Origin of the sequence: Affinundibacterium seohonense (assembly GCF_014284305.1) — a bacterium.
GTDB lineage: Bacteria > Pseudomonadota > Gammaproteobacteria > Burkholderiales > Burkholderiaceae_D > Undibacterium > Undibacterium seohonense.
In genome coordinates this window covers 15,126-28,048 of record NZ_JACOFW010000026.1, presented here as the reverse complement: position 1 = coordinate 28,048, position 12,923 = coordinate 15,126, and the positions used below count along the sequence as shown (strand labels likewise).

The 12,923-nt window shown below is 46.1% G+C and carries 13 protein-coding genes; 8 read left to right on the top strand and 5 right to left on the bottom strand.

What is annotated here, in order from left to right; all coding sequences use genetic code 11:
• Positions 1–3 precede the first annotated feature (3 nt).
• The 4 genes from H8K52_RS17570 to H8K52_RS17555 form a co-directional block, all read right to left on the bottom strand.
• The gene (locus H8K52_RS17570) at positions 4–153 is read right to left on the bottom strand and encodes a DUF5989 family protein (RefSeq protein ID WP_186924216.1); all 150 of its coding nucleotides are present in this window, start codon (positions 151–153) and stop codon (positions 4–6) included.
• Positions 154–244: 91 nt separating this feature from the next.
• Complete coding sequence (locus H8K52_RS17565) at positions 245–661, bottom strand: SxtJ family membrane protein (RefSeq protein WP_281387979.1); 417 nt, start codon at positions 659–661, stop codon at positions 245–247.
• Between the two features lie 314 nt (positions 662–975).
• Entirely contained in the window at positions 976–1,857 is an 882-nt protein-coding gene (locus H8K52_RS17560) for an HDOD domain-containing protein (protein WP_186924214.1), read from the bottom strand.
• Between the two features lie 259 nt (positions 1,858–2,116).
• Positions 2,117–4,717: a cation-translocating P-type ATPase gene (locus tag H8K52_RS17555; protein WP_246464656.1), complete on the bottom strand. Its 2,601-nt coding sequence runs from the start codon at positions 4,715–4,717 to the stop codon at positions 2,117–2,119.
• A gap of 307 nt (positions 4,718–5,024) precedes the next feature.
• Between H8K52_RS17555 and H8K52_RS17550 the strand changes: the two genes are divergently transcribed.
• The 8 genes from H8K52_RS17550 to H8K52_RS17515 all read left to right on the top strand — a co-directional run bounded on the left by H8K52_RS17550 (position 5,025) and on the right by H8K52_RS17515 (position 12,523).
• Positions 5,025–5,798: a sulfite exporter TauE/SafE family protein gene (locus H8K52_RS17550; protein ID WP_186924212.1), complete on the top strand. Its 774-nt coding sequence runs from the start codon at positions 5,025–5,027 to the stop codon at positions 5,796–5,798.
• A gap of 95 nt (positions 5,799–5,893) precedes the next feature.
• On the top strand, positions 5,894–7,600 hold the full coding sequence (locus H8K52_RS17545) for a nitrite/sulfite reductase (protein WP_186924211.1): 1,707 nt from the start codon (positions 5,894–5,896) through the stop codon (positions 7,598–7,600).
• A 15-nt stretch (positions 7,601–7,615) separates the two neighbouring features.
• Entirely contained in the window at positions 7,616–8,143 is a 528-nt protein-coding gene (locus H8K52_RS17540) for a DUF934 domain-containing protein (protein WP_186924210.1), read from the top strand.
• A complete protein-coding gene (locus tag H8K52_RS17535; RefSeq protein WP_186924209.1) occupies positions 8,144–8,854 on the top strand; it encodes a phosphoadenylyl-sulfate reductase in 711 nt (236 codons plus the stop codon).
• Positions 8,855–8,887: 33 nt separating this feature from the next.
• Positions 8,888–9,823 carry a sulfate adenylyltransferase subunit CysD gene (gene cysD, locus H8K52_RS17530; RefSeq protein WP_186924208.1) on the top strand — a complete coding sequence of 312 codons (936 nt, stop codon included), beginning with the start codon at positions 8,888–8,890 and terminating at the stop codon, positions 9,821–9,823.
• Positions 9,823–11,148, top strand: a complete 1,326-nt coding sequence (locus H8K52_RS17525; protein ID WP_186924207.1) for a sulfate adenylyltransferase subunit 1 — start codon at positions 9,823–9,825, stop codon at positions 11,146–11,148. The genes cysD and H8K52_RS17525 overlap by 1 nt, the downstream gene beginning before the upstream one ends.
• Positions 11,141–11,890 carry a uroporphyrinogen-III C-methyltransferase gene (gene cobA, locus H8K52_RS17520; protein WP_186924206.1) on the top strand — a complete coding sequence of 250 codons (750 nt, stop codon included), beginning with the start codon at positions 11,141–11,143 and terminating at the stop codon, positions 11,888–11,890. The genes H8K52_RS17525 and cobA overlap by 8 nt, the downstream gene beginning before the upstream one ends.
• Before the next feature lie 192 nt (positions 11,891–12,082).
• Entirely contained in the window at positions 12,083–12,523 is a 441-nt protein-coding gene (locus H8K52_RS17515) for a bacteriohemerythrin (protein ID WP_186924205.1), read from the top strand.
• On the opposite strand, the gene H8K52_RS17510 is transcribed toward H8K52_RS17515, so the two are convergent.
• Complete coding sequence (locus H8K52_RS17510) at positions 12,510–12,884, bottom strand: sirohydrochlorin chelatase (RefSeq protein WP_186924204.1); 375 nt, start codon at positions 12,882–12,884, stop codon at positions 12,510–12,512. The two genes, H8K52_RS17515 and H8K52_RS17510, sit on opposite strands and share 14 nt — an antisense overlap.
• Positions 12,885–12,923 lie beyond the last annotated feature (39 nt).

The following is a 12,923-nucleotide window of genomic DNA, read 5'->3' as shown; positions in this document are numbered from 1 at the left end:
TGCTTAAAAAAGAGTGTAGATGAAAGGGGCGATGGCGCTGCCTTGCGCTAAGACGATGAGCGCGCCGAGCATGGCCATAATCACGAAAATGGGCAGCAGCCAGAATTTTTTACGAGAGCGCAAGTAATTGAATAATTCTTTGATAAATAACAAAATCGTAGCCCTTTAAATGATGAGAGTTTTCGTAAGCATTAGGTCAGTTCGAGTGAAGTTTTAACACAAATAATTTCGCAACGAGTGTGCTTTAAAACTGATCTTTCATGCTTTTGGGATCTGGCCCTGGAACATCTCTGACTTTCCAATAACTTTCGCAATTTGGCTCGAATTTTAGGTCTAAGCCACGCTTTCCCAGAACCCGCATGATCAATGCAAAAGGGGTAATGGCGACAAAAAACACGATACCTAAAGCGATCGGACTAACAATTTTAGAAAGTAACTCGCCAAATTGCATCCATAAGATATTCAGTCTGGACAATAGTTTTGGAAATACTAATGCTGGGATAAAGAAAAACGCAGCTACTAGTAGTGCCCAATAACGAATAGGCTGATGATGTAATAAGGGGAAAAATGTCAGGATCAAGAAGAATGCGGTCATGATGAAACCGAAATTTCTGTCCGATGACCTGGCAATTTGATTGGGTGGCGGCGATTGCGAATGCATCTGGGTCTAATTTTGGTGAGGCTTAAAGTGGCAAAACTCGCGTCAGTCCTTAAGCGATTAAAAATAGCGCGTAGTATCGCATATCAAGCTTAAGTATTGTCAATGATCTGTGCAGCCTTGAAAAAGCGCAGGGTGAACCTGCCTGTTGGTTGCCGCGGCTTAGTTGAGGTATCTAGGATGGCATGATCATCAAGAATGATGCTCACAAGACTTTTGTGGGAGATTGAAGCCATGTTAAACCAAGTGATTTTTACGCCAGTGTCGATGCAAATCGAGTCGTGGCCGAGACAAGTTTAACTTTGATGTTTGTCTAACTAAATGATCAGTGCGGCGGACAATGTGATGACTTCATCTTCAGATTCTTCCAAAATACTATGCAATGTCCCTTCACCCACTACAAAATCGATCTCTGACTCACAGCGATTGTTGTCTGAATCGGTTCGTGTATCGAGTGGTGAAACGGTTCGTGCCAGTTCATTGGCGAGTAATAAGGTATCGCCTAAGGTTTCTGGAGGCATTGCCCGGAGGCCGTACCACAGGGCTTCTAGAGCATCATTGACTTCGCTTGGCAGATTGAGATTCTTCAATACCGCTCTACCGATAATGGCTTCTTGTGAATCTTGCTGACTGGTTTCATTCAGTTCGTCAAAGTTGGCATCATCGCTGGCGCCTGAGAGGTCATCCGGTTCCAGTAAGCATGGAAATTCTTCAGCTCGTGATAACAAATAGAAACCACCAACTTCATGCACGATACCGGCAAACATGGCTGTGTCGGGATTGAGTTTGGTCACGCGGCGAGCAAGAACTTGTGATATTGCTGCCACTTGTGCTGAATGTTCCCAGAGTTGATTAATCTTGGCGCGTATCACAGGATGTTTGCTGGCACCTGCAATTTGGCGCATGACCAGTGACGCAACCAATGCGCGTAAAGTATTGAAGCCTAAACGAGCGATCGCTGCTCGGACATTGCTGACACTATTTGAAGAGCGGTTATAGGCAACGCTGTTCGCGACAGCGACAACTTTCGCTGCCAGTAAAGGCTCGTTCATAATGATTTTAGCGGCACTGTCTAAGCTGCAATCCGCCACATCAATGGCCTCTTGCACACGCAAAGAAGTGGCGACACTGGCAGAGAATATCAAGTCATCGCTTAGCGCTTGTTTGACCAGCAGATCTAGGGCTTCAGATTTATTCATGACACAGAGTCGCTCCGCTTTGAGAAAAACGCACTTCATCTCACTTCAGTCAGCTCAAGAAGAACAGCTTGACTAGCTAAAATTCATCGTCAGAAAATGAATCCGCCAAATTTTGTGCTTGATTACTAATTTCGTCAAATTACAATGTAGCAGATAAGCTTGCTTCTTGGAAATTTTATTTAAACTGTTGTATTTCAAGTTATGTGTAATGCCATGCTGATGACTGCGGATTTAGCCAAATCATAAAATAAATACATATTTAATTGTTTTTCACTTTGCGTAGGAATAAAGCCTGAAACAAGGCAATTGCACCAATTGTCGCAGCTGTAAGGATGGCACTGAGCAAGACATGTGATACGTCGGGTTGACCAAAGTAAAACAACTGCCGCAAATAGGGAACGGAAAATATCAGCGTCATGACGCAAACAGTAATCCCACACACCCACCAAATAATAGGATTTGGCGAAAAGACCGTATGGCTTAAATCACCAACCAAGGAGCGGTTCAAGAAGATAAAACCAAGATTCCCAACGACGATGGCGGTAAATGTGATCGCCCGTGTTTCATCTGTCGGAATGCCATGCTGAATAGCGAACCAGTAAATCGTTACGACATTGAGAAAAATCACGAATCCTTGCCAGAATCCGCGCCACAAAATTTCAGATTGAAAAATACTTGAGTCGATAGAGCGCGGTGCTCTTTGCATAATATTTTCTTCTTCTTCCTCCGCTTCAAACACCAGGGAACAACTAGGATCGATAATCAATTCTAAGATGAGTATATGTACTGGCATTAGTAGTACAGGCCAGCCAAACATGACTGGTAAGAAGGAGAGACCGATGATAGGTATGTGGGCGGCAATGATAAAGCTAAGGGTTTTGCGCAGATTGTCAAAAATACGACGGCCTAAACGTACCGCAGCGACAATAGCCGAAAATGAATCATCTAAAAGTACCAAGGCCGCTGATTCGCGTGCGACATCGGTTCCGCGTTTGCCCATGGCGATGCCAATGTGAGCTGATTTGAGGGCTGGTGCATCATTGACGCCATCACCTGTCATCGCAACAATCGCCTTATTTTGTTTGAGTAGATTGACGATACGCAATTTCTGCTCAGGCATTACACGGCAGTAGATTCGAATGTGTTCTAATTTTTCCTTTAGGTCGTCATCTGACATGGTTAGCATGTCACTGCCCGTTAACACGCCGCCGGCAGTATCAATACCACATTGATTGGCAATATTGATGGCTGTGGCTGGGTAGTCACCCGTAATCATCAAAACCCGTATCCCCGCGCTGCGACACTCTTTGATCGCTTCGGGTACACCTTCACGAATCGGATCGGCAAAAGCGACAAGTCCCAGAAGTTTGAAATCAAAATCATGTTGTTGTTCTGGTAGCTCATTCAACTTCGATTGATCTTGGCTATACAATGCTTTCGCGACGGCAAGTACACGAAGTCCAGTTTCTGCCATGCCATTCACTTGTGCCATTAATAGCTCGGTTTGCGCTGCATCCAGGTGGCAAAGACTAGCAATGGCCTCTGGTGCCCCTTTTGTGGCGATGGTGATTTGTTCTTGTTGTGACGCCTGACTTTGCCAGGCACGTGAGATGGCAAGCAAGTCTTTTGAAAGTGGATATTCTTCCAATAGCGACCAATTTTTGTGTAAGCGTTCCGTCTGGTTTGTTGGGTTGGTTAAATACAGTTGACCTGCTTGCTGTAGAGCCTGATCCATAGGTTCGCTGCCTTGGCTTTGGCTGGCTAGGATGGCATACTCCAACACTTCTTGAAAACTGTCGGGTAGCTGTGACTGTGGTGTGCAAGTGAAGTGTTCATTGCCAGCAACGACTTGTACGAGCGCCATTTTATTTTGCGTCAGTGTTCCGGTTTTGTCGACGCACAAAACGTTGGCGGCGCCTAGGGTTTCAATTGCGGGAATCCGCCGCGTCAGGACTTTTTTCTGACCTATGCGCCAAGCACCTATGCCAAGAAAAATCGTCAATACTACGGGTAATTCTTCCGGAATCATGGCCATGGCAAAGGTTAAGCCAACTAACATGCCACGCATCCAGTCATGTCGAGTAAAGCCATACCAGAGAGCTAAAATCAACGCTAATCCAATGCTGGCGAGCGCAACATATTTGACGACCCGTTTGGTATCTCTTTGGACGCGAGTCGGTTCTTCTTGTATTTCCGCTAGCGCGCTTCCAATCCTGCCGATTGCTGTACGCGCCCCTGTCTGCTTGATAATCGCGATCCCTTTGCCTTGCACGATCAGGCTGCCTGAGTAGACGAAGATCGTATTGTCGCCGCCGGCAGCTTCCATCTGAATGGATTCGATATCAGGTGGGGTGCTACTGTCATCGTCTTGGCGTTGCAAGCTGGCTTTCGTGACTGCCAAAGATTCACCTGTAAGGAGTGATTCATCCACGCTTAGATTTAGGCAGGAAATCAAAATGCCGTCAGCAGCAATTCGATCGCCTTCAGTTAATATTAAGTAATCACCAACGACGACTTGATTGCTCGGGATTATCTGTTGGGCTCCATCGCGTAACACTAAGGCGCGGGGATTGGATAAGTCACGTAGGGCTTCCAATGCGCGTTCAGTTTTATGCTCTTGATAAAAGCTGATGATGACCATTCCCATCACGAAACCTGACAACACGACAGCATCATGCCAATCACCCAATATCAGGTAAATGCTGCCACAGGCGATCAACAGCAAAATCATCGGTTCTGATAAAACGTGCCAAGCAATTTGCCACAAGTTTTGTGCTTGGGCGGTTGCTAGTTCATTCAATCCATCTTCTTGAAGGCGAGTTTGCGCCTGTGACTGACTTAGACCATCAAATTTATACATGTTAGGTGACGCCATCGTTGATCAAGCTCTTAGGAATTTAGGTCATCATAGTTTCATGAAAGTGCTAGCGTACACAGAGCGGGGTTTCATTTTTTCAGACTTTGTCGTGTGCTTTTGCTCAAGATCAAAAGAAGGCAGCTTTTTTACCCAACTTTGTAAAATTTCTTAAAAAATTTAAATCGTGTCTACATCAATCGAAACCTAGCGCATTTCTATATACTTAAACTGCATATAAGCAAATAAATACTAAGTAGTTGGCTATAAAGCCGATGGCAATTATCATGCATGCTACTTTGTACGAGGCTCTATGACACTTACCTATATCATCTCTGGTTTTGCAGTTGGCACCTTGGTCGGTTTGACCGGTGTTGGCGGCGGCTCGTTGATGACGCCTTTACTGACCCTGCTATTTGGTGTTTCACCTGCGGTTGCGGTGGGAACAGACCTAGCCTTTGCGTCGATTACGAAAGCCACCGGTACGTTTACCCACCGTTTGCGTGACACCGTGGAATGGCATGTGGTGCGATTGTTGTGTATGGGAGCATTGCCAGCTGCCTTGGTCGCGACTCTAGCATTGAAATATTTTGGCGGTTTGAGTCAGGAGCTTCATCAAATTATTCGTTACTCTATTGCGGGTTCTGTACTGCTGACGGTGATCGCCATTTTATATCGCAGTAAATTGCTTGCTTGGATTAATGCGCATCCAGAGCGTCAATTGCATGGCAATCGATTGGCAGGCGCCACCATCATTGCCGGAGCAGTTTTAGGTGTGCTGGTGACTATTTCGTCCATTGGTGCTGGTGCGATCGGCGCCACAATTTTGGTTTTGCTATATCCAAAAATGCCAGCAGCACATGTCGCTGGTACGGATATCGCTTATGCAGTTCCGCTCACTGCCATTGCAGCAATTGGGCACTGGTGGTTGGGCTCGATCAATTGGGAACTACTCGGCTCTCTTTTGCTCGGTTCTATCCCCGGAATTACGTTAGGCTCTTTGGCAGCCAAAGCCGTACCAGAAAAATTATTACGCGGTATTCTGGCAACGACCTTAACATTGGTCGCCTGCAAATTAGTTCTTTAAGCAATCACCCAGTTCAGCAGTGCTTTCTTTATAGCTGTACTCTACTGACATCACGTGCATGCTAAGGCATGGCGTTTTAAATAGGAAGTTTGAAGATGTATCGTTACGACCAACATGATCATTTAATCATTCAAGAACGCGTTGCCCAATTTCGCGATCAAGTCAGCCGTCGCATCGCCAATGAGTTGAGCGAAGATGAATTCCGTATTCTGCGTTTGCAAAACGGTTTGTACATGCAGAGACATGCTTACATGTTGCGTGTGGCGGTGCCGTATGGTCTGCTGTCATCCACGCAGGTAAGAAAATTTGCCTATATTGCCCGCAAATATGATCGCGGCTATGGTCACTTCACGACGCGCCAAAATATTCAATATAACTGGATTAATCTGGAGGACACACCAGACATCTTGGCGGAACTCGCCACAGTAGAGATGCATGCGATTCAGACATCAGGTAATTGCATGCGCAATATCACGTCGGATGAATTTGCTGGCATCGCTGCGGATGAAATTATTGACCCGCGCCCTTATGCTGAAATTTTGCGCCAATGGACAACGTTTCATCCAGAGTTCGCCTATTTGCCGCGTAAATTTAAGATTGCGATTAATGGTGCAAAAGAAGATCGCGCCGCCATTGCCGTTCACGATATCGGTCTGACCGTCGTACATAACGAGGCTGGTGAAGTTGGTTTCAAAGTGATGGTCGGTGGTGGCATGGGACGTACGCCGATATTAGGTAGTGTGATTCGTGAGTTCTTGCCATGGCAACACGTCATGACTTACCTCGAAGCGATTCTACGTATCTATAATCAATTCGGACGTCGTGACAATATTTATAAAGCACGCATCAAGATTTTGGTGAAGGCGATCGGGGTCGAAGAATTTGCCCGTCAGGTTGAAGAAGAGTGGCAAGACATTAAAGACGGACCAGGTACCTTGACCGAGGCAGAATTGGCTCGGGTATCCGCTTATTTCACGGCTCCTGCGTATGCAGACCTTCCAGCAAGCGACGCCAATTTTGTGCAATTACAACAAGAAAACAAAGCTTTTGCTAATTGGGTAAAACGTAACGTCAAGTCACACAAGGTCGCAGGCTATAATGCCGTATTGCTATCACTTAAAAAGCCAGGTGTGCCACCAGGTGATGCCAGTGCTGATCAACTAGATTTCATTGCTGATCTGGCAGACCGCTTTAGTTTTGGTGAGATTCGTGTCACGCACGAACAAAATCTAGTGTTGTCGGATGTCGAGCAAAGCCAATTATTTGCTTTGTGGCAAGAAGCAAAAGCTCATGGATTGGCAACGCCAAATATTGGTTTACTAACCGATATGATTTGCTGTCCTGGTGGTGATTTCTGTGCGCTGGCCAATGCCAAGTCTATTCCGATTGCACTCGATATTACCGACCGTTTCAGTGATCTTGATTATTTGCATGACATCGGTGATCTGGAACTCAATATGTCCGGATGTATCAATGCCTGTGGTCATCATCACGTCGGCAATATCGGTATTCTCGGTGTCGATAAAGATGGTAGCGAGTGGTATCAAGTTTCCATCGGTGGCGCGCAAGGCAATAACGCTGCGATCGGTAAGATTATCGGCCCATCTTTTTCAGCCGGACAGATGCCAGAAGTCATCGATCGCATCATTCAAGTGTATTTACGTGAGCGGACTGATGGCGAACGATTCATTGACACGGCACAACGCCTAGGCACTGCACCGTTCAAAGAATTTGTGTATGCAACACCTATAAAAACGATCGAGCATCACGGAGAGGATGCCGGCTCTGCAGTTGTGTATTAAAGGGGGAGAATAAGAATGACAAAAATTATCAAGGATAGAGCAATTATTGAAGACGACTGGGAGATTTTGCAGTTGTCGGAAGATGACACCGCAGATGCGATTGAAGTGCCCGAGGGTAAAGTAATCGTTCCACTCAAAGTCTGGCAGTTACAGCGTGATAAGTTGATCCAGCGCGCTAGAGATAGCGCTGAAATTGCGGTTTGGTTTAGCAGTAATGAACAAGCTAAAGAATTACAAAGTGATTTGCCATTATTTAACTTATTAGCTGTCGATTTTCCTAAATTCGCTGACGGTCGTGGCTATTCAATTGCTTACAATTTACGTACTCGCTTTAATTACACAGGCGAGTTACGCGCGATTGGTGATGTGTTGCGCGATCAATTGTTTTACATGCAGCGGGTTGGCTTCAATTCCTTTGCGGTACGCGCCGACAAGAATATTCATGATGCGATCAAAGGTTTGACGGATTTCAGCGAAAAGTATCAGACCTCGGTTGATGAGAAAAATCCACTTTTCCGCCGTGTTGAAAGAACAGGTATTTGAATGAGCGATTTTGCAGCACGCCTAGCGGCGACGGTCAGTATTTTAGAAAAAATTGCAACTGAGTTTTCCCCTGCAGTTTTCGCTTCTAGCCTGGCAGCTGAAGACATGGTGTTGACGGATTTAATTTTGCGTCACAAGCTGAACATAGGTATCTTTTCTTTGGAAACAGGTCGCTTGCACAAAGAGACTTTAAGCATGTTAGATCGCATCAAAGAGACCTATGACTACGAAGTCGAACTCTACAAACCAGAAACAGATGCTGTTAACAGCTATGTTCAGCAGCACGGTTTGAATGCGTTTTACGATAGCGTAGAGATGCGTAAAGAATGCTGCAGAATCCGTAAAGTAGAACCGCTAAATCGGGCACTAAGTGGCAACAAAGCTTGGATCACAGGACAACGTCGTGCCCAGTCTGCCACTCGTGCAGAATTGGCAGTACAAGAAGATGATGTCGCCCATGCTATGCAAAAATTCAATCCTTTAACGGATTGGTCAGAAGATGATGTTTGGCACTATATTCGCAGCAATAATGTGCCGTACAATGCACTCCATGACAAAGGCTATCCATCGATAGGCTGCGAGCCTTGCACCCGCGCCATACAGCCGGGCGAAGATGTACGTGCTGGACGCTGGTGGTGGGAAAATCCTGAATCAAAAGAATGTGGATTGCATGTGGTTGATGGCAAATTAGTCCGTATCAAATCCATTTAAATTGAAAATCAAAACCGAATTAAAAGGTAAAGCATGAACACCGTAGTTGAAAATCACTTCATTGATGCCGCGAGTAATCGCCATCTCGATTGGCTGGAATCCGAAGCCATCCACATCATGCGTGAAGTGGCGGCCGAATGTACTAATCCTGCACTGCTGTTTTCAGGTGGTAAAGATTCTGTGGTGTTATTGCGAATCGCAGAAAAAGCTTTTCGTCCAGGTAAGTTTCCTTTCCCACTAGTACACGTCGACACGGGACATAATTTCCCAGAAGTGATCACCTTTCGCGATAAACGCGTAGCGGAATTAGGCGAGCGTTTGATCGTGGGTTCAGTCGAAGAATCGATCAATCGTGGCACTGTACGTTTGCGTAATCCAAAAACCGATTCACGCAATGCGGCACAAGCTGTCACCTTATTAGAGACGATTGCTGAACACAAATTTGATGCTTGCATCGGTGGTGCGCGTCGTGATGAAGAAAAAGCCCGCGCCAAAGAACGCATCTTTTCTTTCCGCGACGAATTCGGTCAATGGAATCCCAAAGCACAACGCCCAGAACTTTGGGACTTGTATAACACCCGCGTTCATCCTGGTGAAAACATGCGCGTATTCCCAATTTCTAACTGGACTGAATTGGACGTATGGCAGTACATCGCGCGTGAAAAGTTAGAATTGCCGCCGATTTATTTTGCGCATGAACGCGAAGTCATTCCACGCAATGGCTTGCTCGTTCCCGTCACAGAATTGACACCGCCACGCGCTGGCGAAACGGTAGAAAAACAAATCGTGCGCTTCCGTACTGTCGGCGATATTTCTTGTACTTGCCCAGTGTCGTCCGATGCGGCAACAGTCGAAGCGATTATCGAAGAAACCGCAGTCACGCAAATCACAGAACGCGGCGCAACACGCATGGATGATCAAACGTCTGAATCATCGATGGAGAAACGTAAAAAAGAAGGATATTTCTAATGAGCACACAGGTACAACAATCCACCACTGCTATTGACGTCGCTCGTGAACGCGGCCTGCTGCGTTTCATTACGGCGGGCTCTGTGGACGATGGTAAAAGTACGCTCATCGGCCGTTTGCTTTTCGATAGTAAAGGCATTTTTGCCGATCAGTTAAGCGCGATTTCCAAAGCGAAACATAAACGCACAGTCGGCGATACGATCGACTTATCTTTGTTAACTGACGGATTGGAAGCAGAACGCGAACAAGGTATTACGATCGACGTCGCTTATCGTTATTTCGCCACACCAAAACGTAAGTTCATTATTGCTGATACGCCAGGTCATGAGCAATACACACGTAACATGGTGACAGGCGCTTCGACCGCCGATGCGGTGATCATTTTGATCGACGTTTCCAAAGTTAAACTAGGTGACGATGGCAGCGTGGAATTACTCACACAAACAAAGCGTCATTCGACCATCGCTCACTTGCTGCAAATCGAGCACGTGATTGTGGCTGTGAATAAAATGGATTTGGTCAATTACGATCAAACTGTTTATAATCGTATCGTTGGTGCTTACCAAGAATTCGCTGCGCAATTAGGTTTAAAAGACGTACATCCAATCCCTTTATCCGCATTGGCAGGCGATAACGTCGTCACCAATAGCGATAATCTGGCATGGTACCAAGGCCCAACTTTGATCGAATTGTTGGAGTCTTTAAGCGTCTATGATGAGTGCCATGACGAGCCCTTCCGTTTCCCTGTGCAATTGGTAGCTCGTCACAATGGTCATGAAGCAAATGATTTCCGTGGCTATATGGGGCGGATAGAGGCAGGCAAAATCAGCATTGGTGACAGCATCGTGGTGCAGCCATCAGGCCAGACTGCAACCATCAAAGATATCCAGACTTTAGACGGTTCCTTGCAAACAGCCGTAGTTGGTCAATCGGTGACGATTTTACTCAATGAATACGTGGATATTTCACGCGGAGATATGTTGGCGGGCGCGGATCGTCCTGCCACTGTATTGAAAACCCTGAGTGCTGATTTGTGCTGGTTATCTGAAGACGCCTTAGATGTACGTCGCAAGTATTGGTTGAAACATACCACACGTCAGGTCGCAGCACGTGTTGCATCGGTCGACACTTTGTTAGATATCAATACCCAAGAACGTCGTCCAACTGATACACTTAAATTGAACGACATCGCTCGCGTCAATATCAATGTACAGCAAGCTCTGGCAGCTGATGCTTACGATATCACCCGTACGACAGGGGCATTTATTTTGATCGACGAAGTCACCCATCAAACTGTCGCAGCAGGAATGATACGTCTTGGCTAATCCATCTGAATCAACTACATCCTCCGTTAAAAATAAAACAGGCATCGTCTATTTAGTCGGTGCCGGGCCGGGTGCAGTTGATTTGATTACCGTGCGCGGTGCCAAGCTCTTAGCGCAAGCAGATATCGTTTTGCATGATGCCTTGGTCACTCGCGAGATGCTAGCACTCAGTCCGCAAGCAATTAAGATTTCAGTAGGTAAGCGCAGCGGACAACGCTCTGCCGCGCAAGAGCACATCAATCAACAACTAGTCGAAGCAGCATGTCAGCATGCGATCGTCGTCCGCTTGAAAGGCGGCGACCCGATGTTATTTGGACGTGCTGATGAAGAAATGACGGCGTTGGAACAAGCAGGCATACGTTTTGAAATTGTGCCGGGCATCACCACGGCGATGGCAGCAGCGGCAAGCGTGCAATTGCCTCTGACCAAACGTGGTGTTGCTCGTAGCGTTGCCCTATTTACTTCCAGTACAGCACCCGGCGAAATCGCCGAAACGCGCATTCCCGATTGCGATACCTTAGTTCAATACATGGGTGGCAAGGAGGCCATCCTCACTGCGCAACGCATGCTGGCAAAAGGTTTTTCAGCGACACATCCTATCGTGATCGTAGAAAGCTGTAGTCGCCCTGAAGAACGTCATCTCCATCTGACACTGGCTGAATTAGCGCATGGTTTGCCTGCATGTGAAGGTCCGGTTTTGGTGATGATGGGGGAGTCGATGCGCAAACGCGCAATGAATTGATCCGCATTCATCACACCAACATCGAATAATGAACTTGTGGTGACTCAGACCATGTCAACGTCTGCCAGCTCGTTCAAAGAAATAGCAATTTTTTATTCAAAAACTTGCGATAGGACAAGTTTTATCCTTGCGTAGCCTCGTAAAATTTGCCACTCTGAAACTTTTAGACTTTTAACAGTCATCTGGCATCACATGGAATATTTTGAATGGAATAGCAGTCTGAGTGTTCACGACGCATTAATTGACGAAGACCACAAGATCTTGATTGGCATGGTTAATGAATTGCATGACGCAGCAGATCTAGGGAAAGATTACATCACCCTATCTCGCATCTTAGAGAGGCTTGCAGCCTACACCAGAGAACATTTTCAGCGCGAGGAGGACTTGATGCAGGCAATTGCTTACGCGCGTTTCAAATCCCATAAAGAGCAACATAGAAAACTCTTAGAGCGCGTTTCCGACTTACAGCAAGAATTAAACCGTGCCCGTGAAATGGTCGCACTCGACACCGCAGAATTGCTGCGATTTTGGCTTACCTCACATATTTTGCTCAGCGATAAACATTTGGCAGATACCTTGCACGGCACTTTATTGAATTCAGAAACTGAACGAATATCCGCTACGGATTCATAGAGCGTAAGCAATAGTCACGAATAGCATGTAAAACGCCAGCATCTTCACCAGCGGCGGCGACTTGTTTAATCTGGAGGTTTGGGTATTGCTGGCGAATTTCTTCTACCATCAAAGGTAAGTCACGTATGAGATGACCACCTTGTCCCAAAAAAATTGGGGTGATCGTGATTGACTCGTAAGATTGATCGACCAAATTTTTAACAACTTCTGGTAATTGCGGCTGCATCAATTCCAAAAAAGCCAACTCCACTTTGAGTTCGGGAGAACTTTCTTGTGTTAATTTTTGCAGCCGCAGAAATGGCTCAGCCCAACTGGCTGCACGAGCGCCATGTGCAAATAAAATCAATGCTTGTTTTTTCATGAAAGCCTTAAAAAATTTAAGTTTGTTTGAGGTGGTGGC

What these genes read in the sequence shown, in the direction of transcription:
- H8K52_RS17565 (WP_281387979.1), bottom strand. Translation starts at nt 661, where the DNA reads ATGCATTCGCAATCGCCGCCACCCAATCAAATTGCCAGGTCATCGGAC.
- H8K52_RS17560 (WP_186924214.1), bottom strand. Translation starts at nt 1,857, where the DNA reads ATGAATAAATCTGAAGCCCTAGATCTGCTGGTCAAACAAGCGCTAAGC.
- H8K52_RS17555 (WP_246464656.1), bottom strand. Translation starts at nt 4,717, where the DNA reads ATGTATAAATTTGATGGTCTAAGTCAGTCACAGGCGCAAACTCGCCTT.
- H8K52_RS17550 (WP_186924212.1), top strand. Translation starts at nt 5,025, where the DNA reads ATGACACTTACCTATATCATCTCTGGTTTTGCAGTTGGCACCTTGGTC.
- H8K52_RS17545 (WP_186924211.1), top strand. Translation starts at nt 5,894, where the DNA reads ATGTATCGTTACGACCAACATGATCATTTAATCATTCAAGAACGCGTT.
- H8K52_RS17540 (WP_186924210.1), top strand. Translation starts at nt 7,616, where the DNA reads ATGACAAAAATTATCAAGGATAGAGCAATTATTGAAGACGACTGGGAG.
- H8K52_RS17535 (WP_186924209.1), top strand. Translation starts at nt 8,144, where the DNA reads ATGAGCGATTTTGCAGCACGCCTAGCGGCGACGGTCAGTATTTTAGAA.
- cysD (WP_186924208.1), top strand. Translation starts at nt 8,888, where the DNA reads ATGAACACCGTAGTTGAAAATCACTTCATTGATGCCGCGAGTAATCGC.
- H8K52_RS17525 (WP_186924207.1), top strand. Translation starts at nt 9,823, where the DNA reads ATGAGCACACAGGTACAACAATCCACCACTGCTATTGACGTCGCTCGT.
- H8K52_RS17515 (WP_186924205.1), top strand. Translation starts at nt 12,083, where the DNA reads ATGGAATATTTTGAATGGAATAGCAGTCTGAGTGTTCACGACGCATTA.
- H8K52_RS17510 (WP_186924204.1), bottom strand. Translation starts at nt 12,884, where the DNA reads ATGAAAAAACAAGCATTGATTTTATTTGCACATGGCGCTCGTGCAGCC.